This window comes from Hoeflea sp. AS60 (genome assembly GCF_038900115.1).
Taxonomy (GTDB): domain Bacteria; phylum Pseudomonadota; class Alphaproteobacteria; order Rhizobiales; family Rhizobiaceae; genus Hoeflea.
This window is the reverse complement of sequence record NZ_JBBMQP010000002.1, coordinates 1,486,845-1,513,162: the sequence shown is the minus strand read 5'-3', so window position 1 is coordinate 1,513,162 and position 26,318 is coordinate 1,486,845. Positions and strand designations below refer to the sequence as shown.

The 26,318-nt window shown below is 58.9% G+C and carries 23 protein-coding genes, 1 other RNA gene and 1 pseudogene; 15 read left to right on the top strand and 10 right to left on the bottom strand.

Annotation, left to right across the window (positions count from 1 at the left end):
• Nucleotides 1-18 precede the first annotated feature (18 nt).
• Nucleotides 19-579 carry a glyoxalase superfamily protein gene (locus WNZ14_RS17605; protein ID WP_342869915.1) on the bottom strand — a complete coding sequence of 187 codons (561 nt, stop codon included), beginning with the start codon at nt 577-579 and terminating at the stop codon, nt 19-21.
• A 263-nt stretch (nt 580-842) separates the two neighbouring features.
• Between WNZ14_RS17605 and WNZ14_RS17600 the strand changes: the two genes are divergently transcribed.
• Nucleotides 843-3,344, top strand: coding sequence for a UvrD-helicase domain-containing protein (locus tag WNZ14_RS17600; RefSeq protein WP_342869914.1), 2,502 nt, complete (start codon nt 843-845; stop codon nt 3,342-3,344).
• Between the two features lie 2 nt (nt 3,345-3,346).
• On the opposite strand, the gene WNZ14_RS17595 is transcribed toward WNZ14_RS17600, so the two are convergent.
• On the bottom strand, nt 3,347-4,528 hold the full coding sequence (locus tag WNZ14_RS17595; RefSeq protein WP_342869913.1) for a DUF4062 domain-containing protein: 1,182 nt from the start codon (nt 4,526-4,528) through the stop codon (nt 3,347-3,349).
• 930 nt (nt 4,529-5,458) lie between these two features.
• Here WNZ14_RS17595 and WNZ14_RS17590 point away from each other — a divergent pair.
• From WNZ14_RS17590 to WNZ14_RS17570, 5 genes and pseudogenes are all read left to right on the top strand, one after another.
• Nucleotides 5,459-6,175 carry an META domain-containing protein gene (locus WNZ14_RS17590; protein WP_342869912.1) on the top strand — a complete coding sequence of 239 codons (717 nt, stop codon included), beginning with the start codon at nt 5,459-5,461 and terminating at the stop codon, nt 6,173-6,175.
• Between the two features lie 275 nt (nt 6,176-6,450).
• Nucleotides 6,451-6,600: pseudogene (locus WNZ14_RS17585) on the top strand (Flp family type IVb pilin); the annotation flags it as partial.
• 207 nt (nt 6,601-6,807) lie between these two features.
• Entirely contained in the window at nt 6,808-7,185 is a 378-nt protein-coding gene (locus WNZ14_RS17580) for a hypothetical protein (RefSeq protein ID WP_342869911.1), read from the top strand.
• A gap of 44 nt (nt 7,186-7,229) precedes the next feature.
• Nucleotides 7,230-8,636: a PepSY domain-containing protein gene (locus WNZ14_RS17575; protein WP_342869910.1), complete on the top strand. Its 1,407-nt coding sequence runs from the start codon at nt 7,230-7,232 to the stop codon at nt 8,634-8,636.
• A 197-nt stretch (nt 8,637-8,833) separates the two neighbouring features.
• A complete protein-coding gene (locus WNZ14_RS17570; RefSeq protein WP_342869909.1) occupies nt 8,834-9,616 on the top strand; it encodes a GGDEF domain-containing protein in 783 nt (260 codons plus the stop codon).
• A gap of 52 nt (nt 9,617-9,668) precedes the next feature.
• Here the strand turns inward: WNZ14_RS17570 and WNZ14_RS17565 are convergent, their stop codons facing one another.
• Together WNZ14_RS17565 and WNZ14_RS17560 are read right to left on the bottom strand one after the other, a co-directional pair.
• Nucleotides 9,669-10,085, bottom strand: coding sequence for an MAPEG family protein (locus WNZ14_RS17565; protein ID WP_342869908.1), 417 nt, complete (start codon nt 10,083-10,085; stop codon nt 9,669-9,671).
• A 133-nt stretch (nt 10,086-10,218) separates the two neighbouring features.
• A complete protein-coding gene (locus WNZ14_RS17560; protein WP_342869907.1) occupies nt 10,219-10,473 on the bottom strand; it encodes a DUF2164 domain-containing protein in 255 nt (84 codons plus the stop codon).
• 385 nt (nt 10,474-10,858) lie between these two features.
• On the opposite strand from WNZ14_RS17560, the gene WNZ14_RS17555 reads away from it, so the two are divergent.
• Entirely contained in the window at nt 10,859-12,673 is a 1,815-nt protein-coding gene (locus WNZ14_RS17555) for a chloride channel protein (protein WP_342869906.1), read from the top strand.
• 115 nt (nt 12,674-12,788) lie between these two features.
• Here the strand turns inward: WNZ14_RS17555 and WNZ14_RS17550 are convergent, their stop codons facing one another.
• Both WNZ14_RS17550 and WNZ14_RS17545 read right to left on the bottom strand, forming a co-directional pair.
• Nucleotides 12,789-13,775: a hypothetical protein gene (locus tag WNZ14_RS17550; RefSeq protein WP_342869905.1), complete on the bottom strand. Its 987-nt coding sequence runs from the start codon at nt 13,773-13,775 to the stop codon at nt 12,789-12,791.
• A 209-nt stretch (nt 13,776-13,984) separates the two neighbouring features.
• Nucleotides 13,985-14,473 carry a thioesterase family protein gene (locus tag WNZ14_RS17545; protein ID WP_342869904.1) on the bottom strand — a complete coding sequence of 163 codons (489 nt, stop codon included), beginning with the start codon at nt 14,471-14,473 and terminating at the stop codon, nt 13,985-13,987.
• A 159-nt stretch (nt 14,474-14,632) separates the two neighbouring features.
• Here WNZ14_RS17545 and WNZ14_RS17540 point away from each other — a divergent pair, with 159 nt between their 5' ends.
• Nucleotides 14,633-16,048: an FAD-linked oxidase C-terminal domain-containing protein gene (locus WNZ14_RS17540; protein WP_342869903.1), complete on the top strand. Its 1,416-nt coding sequence runs from the start codon at nt 14,633-14,635 to the stop codon at nt 16,046-16,048.
• A gap of 43 nt (nt 16,049-16,091) precedes the next feature.
• On the top strand, nt 16,092-20,099 hold the full coding sequence (locus tag WNZ14_RS17535; RefSeq protein ID WP_342870273.1) for an AsmA family protein: 4,008 nt from the start codon (nt 16,092-16,094) through the stop codon (nt 20,097-20,099).
• A gap of 41 nt (nt 20,100-20,140) precedes the next feature.
• Here WNZ14_RS17535 and WNZ14_RS17530 read toward each other — a convergent pair whose 3' ends face one another.
• From WNZ14_RS17530 to ssrA, 4 genes are all read right to left on the bottom strand, one after another.
• A complete protein-coding gene (locus tag WNZ14_RS17530) occupies nt 20,141-20,404 on the bottom strand; it encodes a ribbon-helix-helix domain-containing protein (RefSeq protein ID WP_342869902.1) in 264 nt (87 codons plus the stop codon).
• Nucleotides 20,405-20,407: 3 nt separating this feature from the next.
• Nucleotides 20,408-20,602: a DUF4169 family protein gene (locus tag WNZ14_RS17525; protein WP_342869901.1), complete on the bottom strand. Its 195-nt coding sequence runs from the start codon at nt 20,600-20,602 to the stop codon at nt 20,408-20,410.
• Nucleotides 20,603-20,614: 12 nt separating this feature from the next.
• Complete coding sequence (locus WNZ14_RS17520) at nt 20,615-21,178, bottom strand: SspB family protein (protein ID WP_342869900.1); 564 nt, start codon at nt 21,176-21,178, stop codon at nt 20,615-20,617.
• A gap of 238 nt (nt 21,179-21,416) precedes the next feature.
• Nucleotides 21,417-21,802, bottom strand: a transfer-messenger RNA (tmRNA) gene (ssrA, locus tag WNZ14_RS17515).
• Between the two features lie 116 nt (nt 21,803-21,918).
• On the opposite strand from ssrA, the gene WNZ14_RS17510 reads away from it, so the two are divergent.
• The 6 genes from WNZ14_RS17510 (at nt 21,919) to WNZ14_RS17485 (ending at nt 26,146) form a co-directional block, all read left to right on the top strand.
• Nucleotides 21,919-22,227 carry a DUF2853 family protein gene (locus WNZ14_RS17510; RefSeq protein WP_342869899.1) on the top strand — a complete coding sequence of 103 codons (309 nt, stop codon included), beginning with the start codon at nt 21,919-21,921 and terminating at the stop codon, nt 22,225-22,227.
• Nucleotides 22,228-22,384: 157 nt separating this feature from the next.
• Nucleotides 22,385-23,179, top strand: coding sequence for a thymidylate synthase (locus tag WNZ14_RS17505; protein WP_342869898.1), 795 nt, complete (start codon nt 22,385-22,387; stop codon nt 23,177-23,179).
• Between the two features lie 8 nt (nt 23,180-23,187).
• Nucleotides 23,188-23,715: a dihydrofolate reductase gene (locus WNZ14_RS17500; RefSeq protein WP_342869897.1), complete on the top strand. Its 528-nt coding sequence runs from the start codon at nt 23,188-23,190 to the stop codon at nt 23,713-23,715.
• 144 nt (nt 23,716-23,859) lie between these two features.
• Nucleotides 23,860-24,984 (top strand): FtsH protease activity modulator HflK, encoded by a 1,125-nt coding sequence (gene hflK / locus WNZ14_RS17495; RefSeq protein ID WP_342869896.1) that lies wholly within the window; start codon nt 23,860-23,862, stop codon nt 24,982-24,984.
• Nucleotides 24,984-25,940 carry a protease modulator HflC gene (locus WNZ14_RS17490; RefSeq protein WP_342869895.1) on the top strand — a complete coding sequence of 319 codons (957 nt, stop codon included), beginning with the start codon at nt 24,984-24,986 and terminating at the stop codon, nt 25,938-25,940. Before hflK ends, WNZ14_RS17490 begins: the two co-directional genes overlap by 1 nt.
• A 23-nt stretch (nt 25,941-25,963) precedes the next feature.
• Entirely contained in the window at nt 25,964-26,146 is a 183-nt protein-coding gene (locus WNZ14_RS17485; protein WP_342870272.1) for a DUF2065 family protein, read from the top strand.
• The last annotated feature ends 172 nt before the right edge of the window (nt 26,147-26,318 follow it).

Below are 26,318 nucleotides of genomic sequence, written 5' to 3'. Positions count from 1 at the left end.
AGGGTGTGGGGATGAACGCTATCCGTCTTTGCGTTCGGTAAACCTAAGCCGGTTGCCGAACGGGTCAATCACTTGCATTTCCGCGCCCCAGTCCTGTTGTTCAAGGCCCGGCCGGTTGTAGCTGTAGTTCTTGTCAGCCAGTTCCCTGTGCAACGCCGCCACACCCCTGCAGAAAACCAGGGCATTGGCGCCTGGCGTTGCGTCGCCCGAGTGTTCGCTCAGATGCAGTTTCAACCCACCGCGCGAGACCTGCATGTAGAGCGGCAGATCCGGTGCATGACGGTGCTCCCAGTCCACGGTCATGCCCAAAAACCCGAGATAGTATTCCCGCGCCTTGTCGACATCGAAGATGCGGAAGATCGGCGTCGCGCCTTCGAACCGCAGTTCGGCTTCCGCTGCTGATCCCGATGCCCCGTTCGTTGCAGCATCAATCCGGGCGGACAGTATGTTCCAGGTGTCCAGCCCGAATTGCCGGGCGACGATCTCCAGCGCCTCGCTGTGGGCGATGTTGATGCCCTTTTCAGCCAGCCGCTCGCGCATGGCTTTCGCCATCGCCTTGGAATCCAGATATGTGCGCATGAGTGTTTCAACCCTTTTCGACGGCGAAGCCCCGGTCAGTATCCGCATTGCTGACGGTTTCGCCGTGAAGGATGAAACCTGTCGAAATCGGTGATGCTTTCGCCTTGCCCTTCTCGGGTGCGGATTGCCGGCAGCATCAGGCCGTGCAGCAATCTTTGCCATTTCCCGGATGAATTGCAACCCCACACCGGCACGCCCCGCGTTCGGGGCTGAAATTGCGCTGCTTGCTGGTCTTTCGGCCCCGAATCACTACATTCACGGGTATGAACAATTCAGACGATGATATCCCGTTTTTCGGCGACGACGATCCGGCACCGCGCACGCCACCAGCATCAAGTGCTGGTGGCTCAATTGCGGCCCGCGCGCTTGCCGCCAGCCAGCAGGCGCGCAGTGCTGCCCAGCCAACGCCCAATTACATCTCCGGCCTCAATCCCGAGCAGGCCGATGCGGTGGAATCCATCGAAGGCCCGGTTCTGGTGCTGGCGGGCGCGGGCACCGGCAAGACACGGGTTCTGACCACCCGCATTGCCCATATCCTCAATCTCGGGCTGGCCTATCCCTCGCAGATCCTGTCGGTGACATTCACCAACAAGGCCGCGCGCGAGATGAAGGAGCGCGTCGGCGTTCTGGTTGGCGGCGCGGTCGAGGGCATGCCCTGGCTCGGAACCTTCCACTCGATCGGCGTCAAGCTTCTGCGCCGTCACGCCGAGCTTGCGGGCCTGAGGTCCGATTTCACCATTCTCGACACCGATGACGTGATCCGGCTCTGCAAGCAGCTGATCCAGGCCGACGGCATCGACGACAAGCGCTGGCCGCCGCGCCAGTTCGCAAACATGATCGACGGCTGGAAGAACAAGGGGCTTGGCCCTGCGGATATTCCCGAAGGTGACAGCCGCGGCTTTGCCAATGGCAAGGGCAGGGCGCTCTACACCGCCTATCAGGAACGGCTGCAAACGCTGAACGCTGTCGATTTCGGCGATCTCCTGTGCCTGCCGATCCGCATGTTCCGCGCCAATCCGGATGTGCTCAAGGAATACCAGAAGAAGTTCCGCTTCATCCTGGTCGACGAGTATCAGGACACCAACACCGCGCAATACATGTGGCTGAGACTGCTCGCCCAGCGGCCTGCGGGGGAGCGTCCCAACATCTGCTGCGTCGGCGATGACGACCAGTCGATCTATGGCTGGCGCGGCGCCGAAGTCGAAAACATCCTGCGCTTCGAGAAGGATTTCCCCGGCGCCAAGGTGATCCGGCTTGAGCGCAACTACCGCTCCACCGAACATATTCTCGGTGCGGCCGGCCATCTGATCGCCCACAATGAGGGCCGGCTCGGCAAGACGCTGTTCACCGAGCAATCCGATCCTGACCACGAGCGCGTGCAGGTCCATGCCGCCTGGGATTCGGAAGAAGAGGCCCGCGCCATTGGCGAGGAGATCGAGCAGGCGCAGCTCAAGGGCCGCGCGCTCAACAACATGGCGATCCTGGTTCGCGCCTCGTTCCAGATGCGCGAGTTTGAGGAACGCTTCGTCACGCTGGGGCTCAACTACCGCGTTGTCGGCGGACCGCGCTTTTATGAGCGCCAGGAAATCCGCGACGCCATGGCCTATTTCCGCGTGGTCAGCCAGCCCGCCGACGATCTGGCTTTCGAGCGCATCGTCAATGTCCCCAAGCGGGGCTTAGGCGAGGCGGCGGTGCGCCAGGTCCATGATGTCTCCCGCGGCCGCGGCGTGCCGATGCTGGCCGCTGCCCGCGACCTGATCCTGACTGACGAACTCAAGCCCAAGCCACGCAAGTCGCTCAGCGATCTGGTCGAGATGTTCACCCGCTGGCAGGGCATGATGGAAACCACGCCGGGTCATGAACTGGCTGAAACCATTCTGGAGGAATCCGGCTACACCGAGATGTGGCAGAACGACCGCTCCGCCGATGCGCCGACCCGGCTCGAAAACCTGAAGGAACTGGTCGAGACCATCTCCAGCTTTGAATCGCTGCGCGCTTTTCTCGAGCACGTGGCGCTGGTCATGGACACCGACAACAACCCGGATCTCGACGCCGTTTCGATCATGACGCTGCACTCGGCCAAGGGACTGGAATTTGAAACCGTGTTCCTGCCCGGCTGGGAAGAGGGCCTGTTCCCGCACCAGCGCGCGCTTGATGAAGGCGGCCGGTCGGGGCTGGAGGAAGAGCGCCGTCTCGCCTATGTCGGCCTGACCCGCGCCAAACTCTATTGCCACATCTGGTTCGTCTCCAACCGCCGCATTCACGGGCTCTGGCAATCGACGCTGCCCTCGCGCTTTCTCGATGAATTGCCCGAGGCCCATGTCGAGGTGGCCGAAATGGACACCGGCTATGGTGGCTATGGCCGGGGCGGACGCTTCGGCGGTGGCGGGCAATCCGGCGGCCCCTACGGCGCCTCGCGCTTTGACAAGGCAGAGCCTTTTGCCGGCAATTACAACACGCCCGGCTGGAAACGCGCCCAGGCCAACAAGACCGACGCAGCAAGAGACAACTGGGGCACCCGTTCGGGCCATTCGGTGGAACGCATCGCCTACGGTGAAAGCGGCCCGCGCGGCTCCACCATCGAAGGCGAACTGGTTGCAAGATCGACAGGCACGGCTTCCGCCTATTCCATCGGCGACCGCGTCTTCCACCTCAAATTCGGCAACGGCAATATTGCTTCAATTGATGGCAACAAGCTGACGATCGATTTCGACAAGGCCGGGCAGAAGCGGGTGCTGGATGGGTTTGTGGAGCGGGTGGGTTAGTACTACTTGTTAAAAATTGAAGCAGCCTCCTTAGCCAAGTTTGCTCCAGAGCGCATTTCAACCATAAAGAGATCAATCGCGGATACTATTCTGCGCTTTGATTTGTTTATTTCGCCCGTTAGCCTTGGAAGGCTCGATATTGTGTCGCGAAAAGACAAGGCAGATTCGCAAGTTCCGTTAATAATTTCAACAAATTCATCAATCTGGGAAATGTATTCAGATAGCTGATTTTTATATTCTTCATCTGTAGAGAGATCGGATACTAATTCAATAGCTATTGTGGAAAGCCGTATCGATTCGTTAAAATTGTTGCGAAAAATTGGAATCTCGGCCTCAAATCGCTCTGAAAACTGGTCCATATCTGAAGATGTGCTGGATATGACCCGCCGCAGTTTTCGCCTTTCCTCTTTCGTGTTCGCTTGAGAGCCATTGCTGATGGTATTAATGCTGTCGGTATGTTGATTCAATTTGACACTTAGTTCAGATAGATATGATGCAGAGCGTTCAAGAGAATCTTGGGAATTCTGCATCTTGTCTTCAACTTCATCTAATATATCAAATATGCCCGGTTCGATATCGTCGATTTCTTCTTCTAATGGCTTAGTAGGGTGATCCTCTAAAGGCCTGGCAATGCTTAAATTTGTTGATTTCTCGTCGTTTATTTTCCATTTTTGAACGAGCGTTGTTAGATGAATTCTAATAAATTTTTCGAATGCAGATGTATCTCTGTAGGGCCAGTAATATGTCCCCTCGTCGCCAAGACTTTTTCGAAATTTTTGAACTAGTGCGAGCTGATCTCCATCTATTTCATCCATCGTGGTCGGCGGAGAGCTTCTGAAGTAGAACATAATGTTTTTGTGAGGATCTTCGATCTTCTCTTTCGCAATTTCGAATTCCTCAACAGTTCCAGATCCATATCGGCCAGTTGGAGTGCCAAAACGGTGCCACATCAAGCCGATAAACACATCGTAGTCGTCTATTTGACCATTAATAACATCTTGTGCATCTAGCCCGCGGCCAGGCATAGTGTGGGTTTCCCACCTATTTAGTTCGAGACGGAGGCCGAGGTTTTTGCTCCAGCTCAAATTCAGTTCTCTAATCACTTCTTCAAGTTTATCGCGCTCTTCGGTCACGTCACTGGGGGATGCCACAAAAACGGATAACACAGTTTCTTTTCTCGGCATCAGCGCGGAACTCCGTTAGTTGAAGAAAATGACGCAATTATAAATTGTAGTTCATTTTTGTACCCCTGCAATTCTTGCTAAGCAAGCTTGACTAGAAATGCATGCTCGATGGGTTTGTGAAACGGCGCGCCAGATAGCACCATCGTATACCTCCCTCAGCCCTCGCGCGGCTTCCCCAATTTCCCCACGAGAAAATCCGCGAATATTGCAATATGCGGCGTGCAGGCCGTGTTGTTGTAATGTACTGACATGGCAACTTCGGGCAGTGGCGGAAAGCTTGGCTGGCCATCGAGAATGCGCACTCTCTCGGGAAACGATAAAGGCTTCCATCACCGAGACGCCCGCGCCGTTGAGCACGGTCTGCTCGATAAGGGAAGCACTGTGGGGTGAACACACGATGTGCCATGGGCGTTCGATTTCGGGATCGCGCCAACTCCCTCCAATCACGTAAATTGATCATAACAAGCATTTTAATTCGTTTTTGGCATGCAATGGGCCGGCCTAAAGTTCTCCTACACAAGGAGACAAGCCATGTTGAACCTGATTGCCAACGCCATGTTCGAAGCCACGCGGGCGCCAACACTTCCAGCTCGGGCAGCACCACGGGAAGAGATCCACCGAGATGCCAGCAACGGCGGTCTCTTCGGCTGGAGACGGTCCAAAGCCAGGAAGTCCGGAGCCCCGGGCGGCAGTTGAGCACCTGATCAGGGCCGGTTGCGTCGTTGGGGATATTGCCCGTTGTTGCCTGCGCCTTGAGCTGGTGGCGAAAGCCACTGGCTCGATTGCCATTTTAGCGTTCCCTTTTTTAAAGCTGCATCCTACAAATTTGCTGACGCCGATGAATGCCGGATAAATTTGCCGTTCAAGGCTGGTTCAATCGGGTGGCGGCACAACAGGGCATCGCTCAATGGTCAACAAGGGGTTCCGGCCATGAAAAACATTCTTCGCAGCTTTCTCGCTCTCAGCTTTCTGTTCGCCGCCCAGGTGGTTGCCAAGGCGGAGGAAGTCTTCCTCCAGTCGGTCCAGTCCGGCAAGTATGTCACCGTGGTGAACGGCACGCTTGCCGCCGCCGCCCCTGATGTCGGTCGGGCCAGCCGCTTTGTCCGGATCCCGCTTGAGGGCAACAGAATGGCGTTTCGCGACACGGGCGGCAGTTTCGTCCGCGCCGGCGTCGGCCCGCGCTCCCATCTCGCGGCGGTGTCGGATCAGGCATCCGGCTGGGAGATCTTCCGCTTCATCGACGTGCTCGATGCGCCGCAGGCTCCGACCCAGAGCGCCAGCCTCAACTTGGGCGATGTTGTCGGCACCTACCGCATCACCCATATTGCAGCCGACAATGGCTTCCTGGTTCAGCTCGGTCGGTCGTTTGGAACCGCGGCGCAGTTTGTGCTCGACAATCGCGGCATAGTCGGCGCGACGATCGGTTGCAACAGTCATTCGGTCCGCATCTCGGTCCGCGATGGCCGCGTCCGCACCGACGGACGGGTGATGCAGACAAAGATGATGTGCTCCGGCCAGGGCCAGATGGCGGCTGAAGACGGTCTTCGCCGCGCCCTCGCCACCACCCGCATCCTGGTTCGCGACGGTCGCACTGTGACCTTCAAGTCCGCCACCGGCGCGGATCTGATGAAGATCAGGCGGATGTGACAGCCACGCGTTGCAGTCCGGGGAATGCTTCAGACCATTGGCACTGCCGGGAGACAGCCTCCCGGCGGCGTCTTGTTGGGCCGGCCTGTGCCGCTCTGACAAGGCGCGTTGGCCCATAATGAACCCGGTGTCTCATTTTGGCACATTGTTAACCAGCGGCGTGAACGGTTTTGAAAGGCGGGGCGTGCAACCTTCCCGTGTCTGGTCAATGATTGATCGGGCCCGGTCGATGCAGGACCGGAAGCGTGCACAATGTTTTGAAAGGGACCTCCATGATGAAGGTACTCTGCACCCGCGCCGCACAATGCGAATCCGGCGCCACCGCTATTGAATACTCCCTTACTGCAGCACTCATTTCCGTGGCTCTTCTTACGGGCGCCGAGACCCTCGGCACCGCGATCAGCGACAAATTCAGGTTTCTATCGAAGAATGTGGAAGTTGCTTCCGAAGAACACCTGAAAACAGGTGGCGCGACCAGCCTCGTTGCCCTGCAATCCCCGCCATATGACCCGTTCGCAACACCTCGTCATGGGTATGACTGACGGACGCCCGGACAATAAGCTCTGCCAAAACACTGGATTTCTGCAAAAAACGACTATGTCGGACGGAATTCTTTCTGTAGGGATTTCAGCATGATGAGAACTCTCAGAGAGCTGGATGTGAAACGACTGGTCGTCGCGACCCTGTTCGTTCCCCTGCTGCTGTTCTCGTTTTTCTCGGTCCACACCATGCCCCGGTTTACCGATGAGGGCATGGAGATTGTCATCTGTACCGGAACCGGTATCGAGACTGTTTCCGCAAGCAGCGATGACGATCCGGCTGGCAATCCGGCGCATGCGCCCTGCGACTGGTCGATGCAGATCCATGCGGCAACGCTGCCTGCAATCGGCATTGCTGTCTTTCCCGTCATGTACGCCCGCGCGCAGGCCGTTGCCTTCCAAACCACCATCCTGCGGTCCCGGAAAATCGATTCCGGCAGACACGCCCGGGCGCCGCCTCTCTCAGTCTGACTTCAACAAACCCAACATTTTGATTTTTGTCAGAGGAGAGACTGATGGTCTCGATCGATTCCGATGGTGTGTCCAGACAGGCAACTGCGCCTGTGAGCACCAACAAGCTTTATCTCGCGGCGTGGCGCTGGCATTTCTATGCCGGGCTCTACGTCATCCCGTTCTTCATGGTGCTTGCCATCACCGGCATGTCGATGGCCTGGATCGCCTATATCGACGGGCGCGACGGCGAGAACATTGCCGTTGTGCCGCAACAGGTTGCGCAAGCTGTCTCGGTGCAGGCGGAGGCGGCGGTTGCGGCCATTCCGGGCGGCACGCTCAAGCAATATGTCGCCCCGCGCGCCAATGATCTGGCGGCGATCTTCCGGGTTGATCGTGAGGGCGATGCCACGATGGTGGTGGTCGATCCCTACACGGCCACAGTTCTCGCAGAGTTTCCCCGCAGAAGCGGATGGTATGATGTCTTCGACACCATCCACAGCGACCTGATGCTTGGCGTGACCGGTGACCGGATGATCGAAATCGCAGCCTCGCTCGGCATGGTGCTGATTGCCACCGGGCTCTACATGTGGTGGCCACGCACTGGCGGATGGCGATCGGTCCTGATCCCGTCGTTCGCACGCGGCGGCAGGGTGATGTGGCGATCGCTGCATGGCGTGCTGGGGTTCTGGCTCTCGCTGTTCCTTGTGTTCTTCCTCATCTCCGGCCTCTCCTGGGCAGGTGTCTGGGGTGAGAAGATGGTTCAGGCCTGGAGCCAGTTCCCGGCGGAAAAATGGGACAATGTGCCACTCTCCGACGAGACCCACGCCAGCATGAACCACGGCCGCAAGGAGGTTCCCTGGGCGCTGGAACAGACCCCGATGCCGGCATCTGGCAGCGAGGCGGGGGAGGCGATGATGCCTGCAGGGTCCGAGATCACAATTGACACGATGGACAGTCTTGCCCGCGAGATCGGGTTTGATGGCCGCTACCAGATGAATGTGCCCAGTGGTGACACCGGCGTCTATACCTTCAGCCGGGATTCGATGAGCACTGACAGTCCTGACCCGATGTCCGACCGCACGGTTCATGTCGACCGCTACACCGGCAACATCCTGGCCGATGTCCGCTACGAGGATTATTCCTGGGCAGGCAAGGCCATGGCTGTGGGCATTGCCCTGCACATGGGAACCATGGGCCTGTGGAGCGTGCTGGCAAACACGCTTGTCTGCCTGTCGGTGCTGTTCCTGTGTGTAAGCGGCGTGGTGATGTGGTGGAAACGTCGCCCGGGCGGGATGCGCCTGTCCGCACCGCCGCTTCCGCGCGACATGCCGCTCTGGCAGGGCGCAACGCTGGTCGCGCTCGCAGTCTCGATGGCGTTTCCGATGGCCGGGCTGACCTTGCTCACGGTCATGATGCTGGACATGCTGATCCTGTCACGCATCCCGGCGCTCAAGCGCGCGCTCTCCTGAGGCTTTGAACTCGAAATCGTGCCGCGCTGGCAACGGCGCGGCACGATTGGCACAGGCTGGCAATCTGACTGTCCGGACCCGCAGCTCGACCGCCAGGATAGGAATGTAACAACACGTTTCAGCGTTTATTAGCAGATACAGGATAGAAACAACGGCAGGATCGCGCGCAGCATTCTTACGGCGGAGCAACTGGCCTGATGACAATCGAAAAGATGTTCGAAATACGCACCATGCGTCAGGTCTACAAGATGGCGGCCATCATCACGGTCTTCGCGGTGATGATCCCGGTCCTCACCTTTGCCATTCCCTTCACTTTCCTGGGGCTGCGGTACTTTGGTTTCTTTGCCGTCGCCTTTTTCCCCGCTGCCCTGATCCCACTGCTGATTACGCCACCTATCGCAATCGTTGTTCTCAACCTTTTCCGCGTGCAGACCCTGACCATCGACAAGGTGGATCACTATGTCCGCTATGATACGCTCACGGGCGTGCTGACCCGCGCCTACCTCCTTGGCAAGACACAGGACGCCCTTGACCGGGGCGGCGCGTTTCTGATGGTGGACGCAGATCATTTCAAGGCTATCAATGACACCCACGGCCATGATGTCGGCGACGAGGCGCTCAAGAAGATCGCCGAGGTTCTGCGCAAGGCGCTGAGCACCGACGCGCTGATCGGGCGCCTGGGAGGCGAGGAATTCGGCGTGTTCCTGCCCGGGGCAACGGATGCCGAAGCTGTTTCGGCAGCCAATAATCTGTGCGACCTGATGCGCAGGGAGGCCAAGGTCATTGCCTGCAAGCAGCTTGATGTGACCGTCAGCATCGGATGCGCAGTTCACCGTGCCGACCAGTCGCTTGAACAAACCATCAAGCTTGCCGACTCGGCGCTTTATCATGCCAAGCACAGCGGCCGTGACCGCTACTTCCTGGCTGAGTCCACACAGACAATGCCTGCGCTGATTCTCAAGGACCGGATGGCCCGCTGACCGGTGCGGAAGATAGAGCCGGAAGATATGGCCGGAAGGGATGTGCGGTTTTCTATCCCGCCAGCGTCCACAAACCGTGCCCCAGCAGGCCGATCAGCAGCACCACCTGCGCCAGGAATGACAGCCCAAAACCACCGCCGCGCTGCCAGCCCGGTGCATCTTCCTGGATGAAGTGCCATGCGTGCAGCGCGCGGCCGACGGTGAAGGCAATGCCCAGCACATGGGCTGCGAGGACCGGCATGCCGATCAGCGCGCCGGTAAGCAGCAAGATGAAGAACATCGGCATGTTCTCGATCGCATTGGCATGGCCGCGGATGATCCGGATCAGGTGCTTGACGCCGCCGTCACCGATGGAAACCTTGTGCTTGCCGCGCAACCGGCCGGTCTCTGTCGCAATCCAGATCAGAATGGCCATGTTGAGCGCGGCATAGATGCCGACCGCCGAAAGGGCAGGGATGAGGGGCTGCATAGTCGATCTCCGTGAATTTGGCTTTGGGCGAAAACCTGTAGAATTCCGATGACATGCCGATGACGGATTTTGCGCGACAAGTAAACGGTCGAAAGCCTTCAGGCGCTTTTTGGTTGAGGCCGACGGTACTCAATCAGCGCAGGTGCTTGGTCGGTTGCTCCAGCGCGAACACGTCATAGGAAAGGCTTTCCATCCGCTTGGCGACCAGTTCCTGCGCATCGTAAACACCGCGATTGTAAAAATACGCGCCCATCTTCTCGCCAAAGAACCGCATCAGCATCTCGGCTGGCAGCGCGCCTATGTCCTGATCCAGTTCTTCGCGGAAATAGTCCTGGATATCGCTGGCGAGGGCCTTGGTTTCTTCGCGGCTGAATGTGATCGGCTTCATTGGTCTCTCTTGGCATTGTCTTGAGTTTGCAGGTGCTGCGACCGGTCGGAAGCCATTCCGGGTGGTCCGGCGGCGCAGTTGGTTTCGAATACCAGATCAGCTGAAGCCTGTCGCGCGTCGGGCACAAATCTTCGCAGGCGCTCGTGATCGCACGACGGTGGGAAGGGGGCATCGCCAGGCTCTGCCGCACCACGAAGATCGCCAGGCTCAGCTACACCAAGCCCACTCGGCGCGGGGGGGCGAGGTGTGACAGAGGGCAAACTGGCTCAATCGCCAGAAATTCGGCACAAACCGGTGCAGTTCCCCGGTTTTGGGTTGTCATCGTATAAAGCCCTGGGCTAAACCGGATGGAGTTCCCCACCTCCTGCCAGCAAACCAGAGTCCCATGACTTCTCCAGACACATCGGTTCAGCCTCCCGCCAGCGTTCGCGATGAGGGGCTGCCGCCTGACGAGCGTGAGGTCGTTCTGGCCGTACTGGTGGGATTGGCGTTCCTGGTTGGATTGGTTGCGGCAGGCGGCGCCATTGCGTTCAAATACCTGATCGCGATCATCTACAATATCTCTTTCTACGGACTTTTCTCCTTCGAGCTGGACCCGAATTCTTACGGCGATCCGAGCCCGTGGGGCCCGTTCATCATTCTGGTGCCGATCATCGGCGGCCTCCTGGTGGTCTGGCTGGTGAAGAATTTCGCCCCCGAGGCCAAGGGCCATGGCGTGCCGGAAGTGATGTTTGCGATCTACCACAAGGACGGCAACATTCGCGGCATCGTCGCCGTGGTCAAATCCTTTGCCTCGGCCTTGTCGATCGGTACCGGCGCTTCGGTCGGCCGTGAAGGTCCAATCATCCAGATCGGCTCCTCCTTCGGCTCAACACTGGGCCGCCGTCTCCGGCTGATCCGCTCGCAAAAGATCATCCTGCTTGCCGCCGGCGCCGGCGCCGGAATCGCGGCTACCTTCAACACGCCGCTGGGAGGCGTATTGTTTGCGGTCGAGGTGCTGCTGCCTGAAATCTCGCCACGCAGCTTCCTGCCGGTTGTCGCCGCAACCGCCACGTCGACCTATGCCTACCGCCAGGTCATTGGCGCCGAAGCGGCTTTCCAGATTCCGCTGTGGACCCAGATGCCGGCCTCAAGCGCGGTGAATTTCGCCGAAATCGGCCTCGCTGCCTTCACCGGCATTGCTCTGGGATTTGCAGCTTACATGTTCGTGCGCGTTCTCGAATTCATGGAAGACAAGTTCGAGGAAATGAAGATCAACGAGTATATCCGCAATGTCATGGGCATGGCTGCGGTGGGTCTCATGGGATACCTCTTCATGCTGACCTCGGGGCACTACCATGTGCTCTCGGTCGGCTACGCCACGATCCAGGATATCCTGTCCAACAACCACATGGGCGTGTTGCTGCTCTTGGCACTGTTTGTTGCCAAGATGCTCGCGACCACGATTTCGCTCGGGGCCGGGGCCTCCGGCGGCATCTTTTCACCGAGCCTGTTCATGGGCGCAACACTTGGGGCTGCCATCGGCACCGCGGGGCAATGGCTGATGCCGAACGCCGGGCTTTCGGTGCCGATGTTCGCGATGATCGGTATGGGCGCCATGGTCGGTGCGGGAACTTCCGCGGCAATGACCGCGATCGTCATGATCTTCGAGATGACCCGCGACTACAACATCATCCTGCCGCTGGTGCTTGCCGTCGCGCTGGCTTTGGGTGTGCGCCGCGCGCTGATTGCCAATGACATCTACACCATCAAGCTGCGCAAGCGCGGCCGGGCCATTCCCACCGACCGCACCACCAACATGTTCCTGGTCCAGCCGGCGCGTGAGGTGATGTCGCGCAATTTCAATGTGCTGGAAATGAGCATGACCGTTGCCGAAGCGCTGAAAAGCGTGGATGTCGAGACCAACCGCGTCATCGTCATCGACGGCCAGCGCATCGTCGGCTTCGTCCGCTTCGCCACCGTTCCCTATCAGGCAGACCGCTTCGGCGGACAGACGCTGGGCGATATCATGAAGACGGACTTCGTCATCGCAACGCCTGACGCCAACCTCAACTCGGTGGTCACCCGCATGAGCAGGCGCGAGCGCAGTTACGCCATCGTCGTTGAATCGGCTTCCGGCGTGCCGCGTGCCGAGGATGTCGTCGGCGTCATCGATCGCGAGGAATTGGCGCAGGCAGTGGTGCGCAACCACTATTCCTAAGGCCGTTGGAAAAGGGATGGTTTTTGCAAAGTCCGATCTAATGACCGAGGTGCGGACAAGACACCGTTTGATGCGAACCCGCCAATGTCCGTTTTCAGAATACTAACTGCGGAGTTTAGAAGGGGATGTCGTCATCCAAACCAAACGAGTAAGTGGGCTCAGGAAGCGCGCCAGACGGCAACGGTTGATTGGTCACAGTAAAAAGATTGAGGATGTCATCCCTGTCCATAAACATGATCTGACTTCGCTTGGTGGAATCCAGCTTTTGACCTAGCCAGTTCTTGGCCTGCTTTGTAATTTCGCCTCCTGCCACGATGAAGGCGTGGTCCACGAGGGCTTTCTTGCTTATCTCAGGGTCAAATATTTCATGACCCAGCATCATTAAGACCTGTTGATATATTTCAGATATATTCCTGTTGCTGCCTTTGCTCATCCCTGCAGAGTCGAGTTTCCCTTTCTTGGCTTGGATTCCAAAGTAGAGAACATGTTGTGTTGGCAGGACGTATCGCATCCAAATATCTTTGCCGTATTCTAAAGCTTTGTCAGTGTGCCCCGCTGCTTGAATGCGATGAAATCCTAGCTGCCGGAATAATGGTAGCAGCACTTCTTCTATCAGCTCGTCTTCGGAGCATTTGTCGAGATATCCGCTCAGATTTTCACGTCGCTCCAATTCTTTGGGTGTAAAGGGTCGATGGGGGTTCGCCGATTGGGAGATTGTGTTTGTGCCGATGTGCCTGATGTAGAGAAGCTCATCTTCCCCATAGTAAGCTTCGAAACCTTCCCGTGAAAACGGCTTGTTGATGTGTTCGAGCGCAAGGGCGCGGTCAGTGTCATCTTCTTCCGCGTCAGCCTTATGCATGAGGACACGAAAAACATGCACAAATCGCTCGGGTAGAGCGTATGGTCCCGAGGAGGGTTCGGCCAGAAGTGCAGCAAGTACACCAGAAGTCCAAGCCCACCGTGTAGAGCCATCGTGTGCGTAGTCCATATCGCATTCTTCGAAGAAACGCGTAATGTTGCTGCTAGAACGATATGGAAAATTTGGAGCATCGCCAATTACGGCTTCGGCTAGAATTCGCAGGTTCCTGTCTTTGAATTTCATCTCTCACACCCTTAGGTATCGAGCAAGCTGCCCTAGAAGTCCTGCATGCTTCAGTTTAGTGCCTTGCTGTCGGACAACAGACGTTCATGCAATCCGCTGCGTTTGTCAAAGTCGGCTCTAAGAAGAAATTCAATGCGACAGCCATGCAGCTGAGATTACATGGCCCGAAAAGCCGTTGCATAAGCCTTGGAAATAGCGACTGGGGCAGCTCAGCCGGGCTGCTTACGGGGGATCCCGATAGATTTTCCGGCGCGCTCGGGCCGGGGAAGGTTCTTGTGCGCTTCGGCCATTGCGGAGACGTTGGCCAGAATATCGTCAGGCATCGGCATCGTGCGGGGGCCGCTCATGTCGATATGCAGCAGCAGGGTTTCACAGGTGGCCGAAAGCCACCCGTCGACATGTCTGAGTTCCTGAAACAGCTGGATCCGTTTGGCGTCGAAATCGAGTAACTGCGTACTGGCGCGGACCATCGCGTCGGGTTTGAGCTCTCTGACGTAACAGACATGCGCCTCGGCAGTAAAAAAGCTCATGTTGCGTTGCGCCCGATAGCTCGGCCCGCAACCGAACTGCTCGAAGACATGATCGGAACCCTCGTCGAACAGCACATTGTAGTAGGCCATGTTCAAATGCCCGTTGTAATCGAGCCAGGCCGGGTCCAGTCCGCGCGCAGGTGCGACCATCGGGGCATCAAAAAACATGGCTTCTACCTTATCAATATCGGCCTGCGGCCACTAATGTTCCTCTGCGGCGTCGCCCACACTGGACAAGCGCGCCTCAGTTTGCACATTACCTCATCGCGTCGAAGCAGCAAGCATCTGGCGCAGTTGATGTAAACACGGTTGACCGGAGAAAAAGACATGGGTCTGAGCGACGTCGAGCCCGGCCTTCGCAATGAAGAAGGCATAGAAGCGGTTATTGGCGTTCTTCGTCAGCGCTTTGGCGAACATCTGCAGACCGGGGAGGCGATGCGGGCGCAGCATGCCCACACCACCAGCTACATTCCCGGTCAGCTGCCCGATGCGGTTGTGTTCCCGGGCTCGGCGGACGAGGTCAAGCTGATCGTTCGGGCCTGTGCCGACCACCGGGTTCCTGTGATCCCCTACGGCACCGGCACGTCGCTTGAAGGTCACGTCAATGCGCCCAATGGCGGGATTTCGATCGATATGTCGCGCCTCAACAGGGTGCTCGAAGTCAACGCCGAAGATCTCGATTGCACGGTGGAGCCGGGCGTGACCCGCGAGCAGCTCAACACCTATCTGCGCGACACCGGGCTTTTCTTTCCCATTGATCCCGGCGCCAATGCCTCGATCGGCGGCATGGCATCGACCCGCGCCTCGGGCACCAACGCGGTGCGCTATGGCACCATGCGCGACAACGTCATCGCAGTCACAGCCGTGACGGCGGAGGGCGAGGAAATCCGCACCGCGCGCCGCGCCCGCAAATCCTCGGCCGGTTATGATCTGACCCGGCTGTTCGTTGGTTCTGAAGGAACGCTGGGAGTGATCACATCCGTCACCCTTCGCCTGCAGGGCATTCCGCAAGCGATATCCGGAGGCGTCTGCCCGTTTCCGACAGTCGAGGCCGCCTGCAATGCCGTGATCATGACCATCCAGATGGGCATTCCGGTCGCCCGTATCGAATTGCTCGATGCGCTGCAGATGAAGGCCTGCAACGCCTATTCCAACCTCTCCAATCCGGAAGTCCCGTCGCTATTCCTCGAGTTTCACGGAACCGAGGCCGGCGTTGCCGAACAGGCAGCAATGTTTGCCGAGATCGCCGCTGAATGCGGTGGCGGTGAGTTTGTCTGGACCACCAATCCCGAACAGCGCACCGAACTGTGGAAGGCGCGGCACAACGCCTACTGGGCCTCGCTGCAGTTGCGGCCCGGCGCCAAGGGCATCTCGACCGATGTTTGCGTGCCGATTTCGCGGCTGGCCGAATGTGTTGTCCAAACCCAGGAAGATCTTGCCGCAGCCGGCATGGTTGCGCCGATTGTCGGTCACGCAGGCGACGGCAATTTCCATGTTCTGGTCTTGCTCGACACGGATGTCCCGGCCGAGGTCAAGGCTGCGGAAGACTTTGTCGGACGGCTTAACGCGCGTGCGCTGGCAATGGATGGAACCTGCACCGGCGAACATGGTATAGGTCAGGGCAAGCGGTCCTATCTTTCGCAGGAAATGGGTGAGAGCGTCTCGGTGATGCGGCAAATCAAGCAGGCGATGGATCCGATGAACATCATGAACCCGGGCAAGATCTTTTCGTTCGAGAGCTGAAACCAACACAAGCGGCTATGCTGACCGCACGGAGGATTGAAAGCTGAATCGTGTATTTGTTGCCATTGGCGGGTTGTTGGTGCTGGCGCTGTTTGCGGCGCTTATCGGTCCTTATTTTATTGACTGGAGCAGCTACCGGACAGCATTTGAAGCGGAGGCAAGCCGCATCATCGGTCAGCCGGTCAAGGTGCGTGGCGATGCGGATGCGCGACTGCTGCCGTTCCCGTCGGTGACTTTTTCCGACGTCGTCGTCGGCGACGAGGCCGAGCCCTCCATGACCATCAGCCGGTTTTCGATGGATGCGGAACTGGCGCCGTTCCTGAGTGGCGAGGTTCTGATCTTCGATATGCGGATGGAGGCCCCCAAGGCCGTTGTGCGGGTTCTTGAAGATGGCTCGCTTGACTGGGCGCTCAAGCGCAAGCCTACGCCGCCCGGCGACCTTGTGGTGCTCGAGCGTGTCAATATCAGCGATGCCGATATCACCATCGTCGATGACCAGAATGGCCGCACCCATCGGCTGCGCGGCATCAACGCGCTGGTCTCGGCCAAATCATTGTCTGGTCCATGGAGTGTCGAGGCCGAGGGCGAGATTGCGGGTCATCGCGGCGGTGTTTCGATCTCCACCGGTATTGCCCAGGCCGATGGTTCGATCCGGATGCGCGTAAGAGCGGTGCCCGATTCCTGGCCTGTGCTTCTGGAGACCGAAGGCGAGGCACGGATCGAGGACAACAAGCCGCTCTATGACGGGTTGTTCACGTTTACCGCTCTTTCTGATCCCGGCGCCGGAGCCGTCGTCTCCGAGAAACCGCTGCTTGTCGCCAAGGGCGATTTTGCCGCCACCAATGAGCGGCTGTCGATCAAGGAGTGGCGTGCCGAGATCGGGTTTTCCGCAGATCCCTACATCGTCACCGGACAAGCCACCATCGACACCGGCCCCAATCCGGAGTTCCTGCTGCTTGCCGATGGGCAGCAGATCAACATGGATCAGCTGTCGGGCGAGGAAGCCGCGCCTGAGGGGGCAACGGCCGCCGTGCCGCTGGGTGAGCGGATCGCGCTGATCAACCAGATGATTGACCGTCTGCCGCCTCCGCCGCTGCCGGGGCGCATCGCGCTCAATCTGCCGGCAATCGTTGCCGGTGACACCACCTTGCGAGAGATCGCGCTCGAAGCCCGGCCCGATGGCGATGCCTGGCTGGTGGAAAACTTCTCGGCCAACCTTCCCGGTCGCACCACCGTCGAGGCGAGAGGGCGTCTGGTTTCGGGTGGCGACGCCAGTTTCAACGGAACATTGACCGTCGCCTCGACCCAGCCGTCCGGCCTCGCCAACTGGCTTGTCGGCGATGTTGATCCGGTTATCCGGCGGCTTGGAGCCGCAGGCTTTTCCGCAAATGTCAGTCTGTCGTCCGGGTTGCAGAGGTTTGAATCGCTTGAAGTCGCCGTCGGTCCCGCAATCCTCAAGGGCAGACTCGAGCGTGAGGAGCCTGAAAACGGCGTGCCCTCGCTTTCGGTTGAATTGTCAGGCGACACGTTCGATGTTGATGCCGTGCGGGCGCTGACATTGTTGGCGGGCGCTGAAAGCAATGCGGTTCGTCCGCTGAAGGACTACAATCTCGCAGCCCGCATTACCGCCGATACCCTGACCCTTGGCCAGTACAGTGTCAGCGGCGTCGACACGTCGATGTTCTGGCGCGACGGCGAGCTGACAATAGACCGCATGAAATTTGCGGATTTCGGGGGCGCTTCTGGAGAATTCAGCGGCTCACTTTCGGGCTCATTCGCAACCCCGAATGGCGAGATCAATGGTGACTTCAGTGCCGCAACCGCAGCTGGCCTTTTTGCCCTGGCCGAGCAGGTCAGTGGAGGTCATCAGATCATTCGCCGACTTGGCGCCAACAGTTCGGCCTTCGATGGGTTGAGTGCCGCAGTCAGGCTGAAGCTTGATCCGAATTCAGGTCCCGATCTGAATGTCACCGGGGAAGCTGGAGGCAGCAGCTACACCGTCACCGCGTCAGGCACCGGGCTGCTGCCGGGGGGCGACGGACCGCGCACCATCGCCGTCAAGGCGGACAATCCCGAGGCCTACCCCATTCTTGAGCAGCTGGGTTTTGCGGTGCTTCCACTGGAAGGTGAGGGGCCTGCCTCGCTCGTACTTGCTGCATCAGGCGGCGCCGACGACGGCGATCTGGCCATCGATGTTAAAGTGACAACAGCGGCGTCGAGTATCTCGCTTGAGGGCAATGGTCGGATCCCGCCATCCGCACCCGCCACCGGTCTGTTCAATCTCGTTGTTGACGCTGCCGACATCGAGCCGCTCATCATCATGTCTGGCTATTCCGCACCTCAGGCAGGAGCCGGCTTGCCACTCTCGATGACGGCAAGCCTGGCCCTGAATGACGAGATGGCCTTGCTGTCGGAACTGGAGGGCAAGGCCGAAGACAATGCATTCGCGGGCAATCTCGAATTTGACCGGGCCGCACCTGATCTCTCAGGCAAGGGAAAGCTCCGGATCGACTTTGTGACCCTGGAATGGCTCGGTGAACTCGCGCTCGGGCCGCAACTGTTCGCGGCCGATGGGGCGACCTGGAGTGATCAGTCATTCCTGCCGCCTGTGCCAGGCCAACCGGCGATGCAAATCGCTCTTGAAGCGGGTCAGATCGATCTGGGGCGCGGCGGCATTGCGCAGAATTTCAAGGCCGATTTATCGACGAGCACAGGGCTGGTGGCGCTGGAGAATGCCGAAGCCGACTGGTTCGGCGGCAAGCTTGGTGGGCGTGTTTCCCTGAGCAATGCCGATGGGTCTGTCTTCCTGTCGGGCAAGGTGGACGCAACAGGTGCTGATCTTGCGGCGCTGGATCGTGCCATTCGCGGCTCCTCCACAGTCTCTGGTGCCGCCGGTGCCAGCGTCAGTCTCGAGGGGACCGGAAAGTCCATGCGTGAACTGGTGGCCTCGCTTGCCGGCGGCGGCGAACTGACAGCGGCGGATCTGACCATCTCCGGGCTGGATTCCGGCGGCTTCGCCCGCATACTCGGGACCGCCGACCGCGAGGGCTTCAAGATCGAGACCGACGCTGTGGCCACAATGGTCAGCGAGCTCATCGCCGGTGGCGAAATGAAGGCTGAAGCCCTTCGCCTGCCGTTTACCCTGACCGGTGGAGTCATGCGTTTTGCCAGCGCCGGGATCAAGGACGGTAACGCCGAACTGTCGGGCGATGCACGCGTCGATCTGATCGGCTTGCGTCTTCAGTCGGACTGGCGGCTGACCTTTGATCCGGGTGTCGAGGCTGTCGCGGGTGGGGATCCATCGGTGGTCTTCGGCATTGGCGGTTTGCTGGTTGATCCGGCTGTGTCGATCGATGCGGGCCAGTTGACCAATTATCTCTCGATGCGCGCCTTCGAGCGTGAACGCCGCAAGGTTGAACTGCTCCAGGCCGGCGTGGTCGAGAAGCAGCGGTTGCGGCGCGAGGTTGCCCTGCTCAACGAACGTGCGGCCCAACGCGAAGCTGCGGAAGCTGCCCGCGTGGCTGCGGAAGAAGCGGCAAGGGTCGCAGCCGAAGAGGCTGCCCGGGTCGCCGAAGAAGCCGCGAAGGTTGCCGAGGAGGAAGCGGCGCGTCAGGCTGCAGAAGAGCAAAAGCGCTTGGCCGAAGAGCAGGCGCAACGGGCTCGGGAAGAGAAGGCTGCGGCTCAACGCGCAGCGGAAGAGGCCGCGCTTCAGGCTGCAGAAGAGCAGAAGCGCCTGGCCGAGGAGCAGGCGAAGCGTGCCCGCGAGGAGAAAGCGGCCGCTCAGCGCGCAGCCGAGGAAGCGGCGCGTCAGGCTGCGGAAGAGCAAAAGCGGCAGGCCGAAGAGCAGGCAGCGGCTCAGCGCGCAGCGCAAGAAGCTGCGCGGCAAAATGCGGCCGATGCAGTCGAGCGCCGCCCCTTGGCTGACCCACTGGCCGATCCGCCGTCCGCCATTGCCGATGAAACGCCGGCGCAGCAGTTGCCCGAATTGCGATTTGATGAATTGCCCAGCGTCGACGACCAGATCCGCAGCCTGATCGCACCGGGCGGCTGAAGCTGTCTCAGGTCAGTCTGACTTGATGTTTGTCGGAAAAATCAGTCTGCGACGGGAAGCTCATCCGTTGGAGCAGGTTCACGGCGCCCATTCATTGCCCAGTCAAGCACGGCCAGACGGATCGCCGAGGACAAGTTGACCGGACCGGATTCCGCGCTGTCGATTTCCGCAATCAGGGCAGCAACGGCCATTCCGCGCTCATCGGCCATCTGCCTGAGCGCATCCATGAACGCGTCTTCGAGGGTGATGCTGGTGCGGTGGCCGCGAATGCTGACCGAGTGCTTGCGGATGAAGCCGCCGGTCATGCGTCAGGAACTGCTTTTGTCGGGCTCGCGCTTGGAGGCGTCATGCTCGCGGGTGGCTTTTTCGTTGCGTGCGCGTGCCAGCTCTCGCTCAGCCTTTGATCGGCCATGCTCAAAGCGGTTGCGCTCGGCGTCGGCCTCTTTGGTGACGCGGTCGCGGCGCTTGCGGGCCATGCGCAGATTGATGACGTCACCGCTCATCGGGCGACCCGGTCAGTTCTTCTTGCGGAAGGAATCAAGCGAGACGACATCAGCGCCGGGCTTCTTCTCTGCGTCCGGATCTGCTTCGCCATCGCCGGCCTCTGCCGCCTCGGCGGTCTTGTCCTTGGCTGCCGGCTCCACCAGCCGTTCGATGGTGCCGGCCAGTTCTGCCTGGTCATCGTCGTCCTCGTCGCCGCCATCATTTGCAGCAACGTCCAGCACGGTGTCGAATTCCAGTTCGAAGTTGACGGACGGATCGTAAAAGCCGCGGATGGCGGCAAATGGCACCACCAGCTTCTCTGGTTTGTCGGAGAAGGAAAGGCCTATCTCGAACAGCGATTCCGTGACCTTGAGGTCCCAGAACTGGTGCTGCACCACGATGGTCATCTGTTCCGGATAGCGCTCCTTGAGCGCGGTCGAAATCCGCACGCCGGGTGCTTCCGTCAGGAAGGTGATGAAGAAATGATGCTCGCCCGGCAGGTATCCGGTCACCGCTACCTCGGACAGCACCTTGCGGATCACGCCACGCAGCGCTTCCTGGGCAAGAATGTCGTATCGAATGTGGTCTTGCGGCATCTGCGCGTTCTTTCCTGTCTGGGCCCGGTGCTCAGAGCCAATTCCTGATGATGACGGCGGTCGGATCACACCGATTCACTGTCTTTCTTACCGGAAAGCCCATGCGCTTGAAAGCTGTGTTGCAGGATAAAGCCTGATTGCATTCAGGAATGGTATAAATGCGCTCTATCCAGCTGACCGGTACCTCGATTTCGCAGAACCAGTATCTGAATTTCTGGCCTGGTCCGTGCGTCGGGAAAGTGGAGGTTTCTGTTGCCAGGTACCTCCGAACCCCGCCCAGAAGTGCGACCCTCTAGGACTTAGTTTGAAGTGTCACACCGCAATTAAGCAGCGAGACGAGCTTCCGCATAGTTGTCATTTGCAACTACAAGTTTAGCCCGATGACGGTGGTACAATGCCGAACAAAAAGTCGCTCTTTACACCCTCGTCGATCCTGTTTCGCCCCCATCATCATCCGGTCATCAGACTGGCTTCGGCTTTTGGCCGGATCCAGAAGACCGGATCATGGTGGAGGCGCCGGGTACCGCCCCCGGGTCCGAATGGTTTATTGCAACGCTCGTTTATTGTCATAGCTGCTTGCGCAGCACGCCCAATATAGGGTGCGCATCAGCCAATGAAAAGGGGGTATTGGCAGCGACTGTCTATTGACAGCATCTGCTACATTGCCAAACATGCACCTCTTGAATGGCCAACAGGATGCGGTTCCGGGAGGAGCGGCTTCCAGTCAAAGGGGACTATCCATGACTGACTATGCAGCCGATGTGAAGAAATACGATGCCGGCGCATCCGATGAAATCATCGGCAAGATTGTCAAGCACTTGGGCATTGCGCTCAGGAGCCGCGACTCTTCGATGGTTGCTTGCTCTGATCCGTCGGAACTCGCACGGGTTTCTGAGAAATGGTGCGGCAAGAAGCTCGGCGTGACCGGTGCCGCTGCCGACGATGTGGTCGCCAAGGTCTGCGAGATGATGAAGGCTGACAATTCCAAGGCGCGTGTCACCTTCTACTATCTGGTTGCCAAGGAGCTCGGCAAACTCGGCGATCTTTGATCCGCCTCCCACTCTTCAAGGCCCGTTCTGGCTGAGGAGGCCGGGGCGGGCTGTTTGCTCCGCGCCGTTGTGTTGTCGGAGACAATGAACCGATGTCGTTTCGGCGGCGCCTCAAACGGTCTAGTATAGTGGCACCTCGAATCATCAAGCGGCCACCATGCAGCAATATCACGACCTTTTACGCCTGGTTCTCGACCAGGGTTCTGACCGCGACGACCGGACCGGCACCGGCACGCGCAGCCTGTTCGGGCATCAGATGCGCTTTGACCTGGCCGCAGGCTTCCCGGTCCTGACCACCAAGAAGCTGCATCTCAGATCGATCATCCACGAACTCTTGTGGTTCCTGAAGGGCGACACCAACATTGCCTATCTCAAGGCCAATGGTGTCTCGATCTGGGATGAATGGGCCGACGAGAACGGCGATCTCGGCCCGGTCTATGGCGCTCAATGGCGCTCGTGGCCGGCACCCGATGGCACCACGATTGACCAGATTGCCAATGTCGTCCATCAGATAAAGACCAATCCATCCTCGCGCAGGCACATTGTTTCGGCCTGGAACCCGGCGGAAGTCGACCAGATGGCGCTGCCGCCATGCCATTGCCTGTTCCAGTTCTATGTTGCTGACGGCAAACTCTCGTGCCAACTCTACCAACGCTCCGCCGACATCTTTTTGGGCGTGCCTTTCAACATCGCATCTTACGCGCTTCTGACCATGATGGTGGCGCAGGTGACCGGCCTGAAACCGGGCCATTTCGTCCACACGCTAGGCGACGCCCACATCTACAAGAACCATTTCGACCAGGCGCATCTGCAGCTCTCTCGCGACAGCCGCGCTTTGCCGGTCATGCAGATCAATCCGGATATCACCGACCTGTTTGCCTTCACCTATGAGGATTTCAAGCTCGAGGGCTACGATCCGCATCCGGCGATTTCCGCTCCGATCGCGGTTTGATCCAGACCATGACAGACCAGGATGCTCACGTGAAAATTGTTCTCGTCGCTGCCCATGCCAAAAACATGGTGATTGGCCGCGATGGCGATATGCCGTGGCGGCTGCCGTCTGACCTCAAGCACTTCAAGGCGGTGACGCTGGGCACCCCCGTCATCATGGGCAGCAAGACCTATCTGTCTATCGGCAGGCCTTTGCCCGGGCGCGCCAACATCGTGGTCTCGCGATCGGGCTTTTCAGCCGAAGGCGTGGAGACTGTGGAGAGCATCGATGCCGCGCTCGAACTTGCGCGAAGCCATGCGAAAAACACCGGCGCCAGCCAGATCTCTGTGATCGGCGGCGGCGAAATCTATGCCCTCGCGATCGATCTCGCCGACGAGCTTTTCCTCACCGAAGTGGACGCCGATATCGAAGGCGACACCGTCTTCCCGGACATCGATTCGAGCCTGTGGCAAAAGGTCAGCCTGTCCGAACCGGTAAAGGCCGAAAAAGACAGTCATTCGGTCCGTTTCGCCGTCTGGCGGCGTCAAGATCGATAATTCGACCAGAATAAGCCGCAATCGGACACGGAACACATAATGCCGCGTTGAAAGCGTCGGGTACCATACCTATAACGTGGTCAGTGTGCGTGTTCCGGAAATTTGTCCGGGCCGCACCATAACACGGTTCGAAAAGAGGTATTGATGCCCTGGAGCAATCAAAACGGAGGAGGCGGCGGCCCATGGGGCGGCGGCGGCAATGGCGGTGGCAATAATCAGGGACCGTGGGGCAAAGGCCCCCAGCCGCCACGCGGCGGCGGTGGCGGCAATCCGCCAGATCTTGAGGAATTGATCCGGCGCGGCCAGGACAAGTTGCGTCAGGTCCTGCCAGGTGGTGGTGGTGGACCCGGTTCGGGCAGCACCAAGCTGATTGTCGGTCTTGTGGTACTGGGCCTTGTTGGCCTTTGGCTGATGCAGTCTGTCTACACAGTCCAGCCAGACGAGCGCGGCGTCGAGTTGCGCTTTGGAAAGCCCAAGGACGAAGTGTCGCAGCCAGGCCTGCACATGATTTTCTGGCCTTTCGAAACAGTCGAACTGGCCACGATTGTCGAACGCGAAATGGATACCGGCGGCAGTTCCCGCACGGGATCAAGCGACGGCCTCATGCTGTCGGGCGACCAGAACATTGTCGATGTCGAGTTCAAGCTGCTCTACTCGGTGCAGGACCCCAAGGCGTTCCTTTTCAATCTCGCCCGTCCCGAAGATACGCTGCGTCAGGTTGCCGAAAGCGCCATGCGCGAAGTGGTTGGCCGCAGGCCGGCTCAGGACATTTTCCGCGACAATCGTGAAGCGATCGCCGCCGAAGTCCAGACCATCATTCAGAACGGAATGGACGCGTTTCCTTCGGGCATCGTCGTCAATCAGGTTTCGATCGAAGATGCGGCACCGCCGCGTGAAGTGGCTGACGCCTTTGACGAGGTGCAGCGCGCCGAGCAGGATGAAGACCGCTTCGTCGAAGAGTCCAACCAGTACGCCAACCAGAAACTTGGTCAGGCACGTGGTGAAGGCGCCCAGCTTCGCGAAGAGGCTTCCGGTTACAAGGACCGCGTCGTCAATGAGGCGACCGGTGAAGCTGGACGTTTCCTTTCGGTCTATGAGGAATACGCCAAGGCTCCGGATGTCACCCGATCCAGACTTTATCTCGAAACGCTGGAAAAGGTTCTCGGCGGATCTGACAAGGTCATCATCGAGCAGGGCCAGGGCGGCTCCGGCGTGGTGCCTTACTTGCCACTGCCTGAAGTCCGCAAGAATGCAGGAGGCACAAACTAATGGGTAATCGTCTTCCCTTTATCATTGGCCTTCTGGCTGTCATCGTCTTCCTCGTCTGGTCGTCGCTGTTTGTTGTCAACGAACGTCAGCAGGCGGTTGTTGTCCGCTTCGGTGAAATCCAGGACGTGAAGACCGAACCTGGCCTTTACTTCAAGCTTCCCTTCGCCTTCATCGACGCTGACACAGTGCAGTATGTTGAAGACCGTGTGCTGCGCTTCGATCTCGAGAACATCCGTGTTCAGGTTTCGGGCGGCAAGTTCTATGAAGTCGACGCCTTCGTGCTCTACAAGATCGCAGATGCCAGAAGGTTCCGTCAGACGGTTTCGGGCGATCAGGTCGCAGCCGAATCCCGGCTCCGTACCCGTCTGAACTCGGCCCTTCGTACAGTTTACGGTCTGCGCGGGTTTGAAGCTGCACTTTCCGAAGAACGGACATCGATGATGCGTGAAGTGCGTGATCAGCTTCGTCCTGAAGCAGAATCACTCGGACTGCGCATTGACGATGTGCGTATCCGCCGGACAGACCTGACACAGGAAGTCTCGCAGCAGACGTTTGAGCGGATGAAGGCAGAGCGTCTTGCCGAAGCCGAACTGATCCGTGCACGCGGTAACGAGGCAGCACAGCGAATTCGCGCGATCGCCGACCGTCAGGTTGTCGAAATCGTGTCCGAAGCCGCGCGTGATTCCGAAATCATCCGAGGCGAGGGCGATGGTGAGCGTAACCGCATCTTCGCCGAGGCGTTCTCGCGTGATCCGGAGTTCTTCGAGTTCTACCGCTCGATGAACGCCTACGGTCAGGCTCTTGCCGACACAGGCACCACCATGGTGCTCTCGCCGACGTCTGAGTTTTTCCGCTACTTCAACAACAGTGCGGCAGGCGTCAGCGCAGGCCCGACGGCAGGCACCAGCGGCAGCGCTGCGGCAGCACCAGCTGCTCCGGCCGCACCGGCAAACTGATCGAAGGGTGATCGCCAGTGAGTATGATCTTTCTGGCGGTCGGACTTGTGCTTGTAGTGGAGGGGCTGGCCTATGCGCTGGCCCCTTCCTTTATACGCCGTATGGCCGAGGAATTGCCCAAACTGGGCGATGAACACCTCAGGATTTTCGGTGTTGCCGCTCTGGCGATCGGGGTCGGTGTGGTTTATCTGGCGCGGCATCTGTAACTTGCCGACATGCGTCTAGAGATGCGTCCCGACAGGCGTCCCGACATGCGTAATAGTGTACGCGAGGACTGGACGGGCCGGACTGGCGCTATAGTTTCTCACGAAGTGCTGATGTAGGCATGAACTGCCAATGAATGTCGTTCAAGGAGACCGTCTCGATGAAAACAATTCG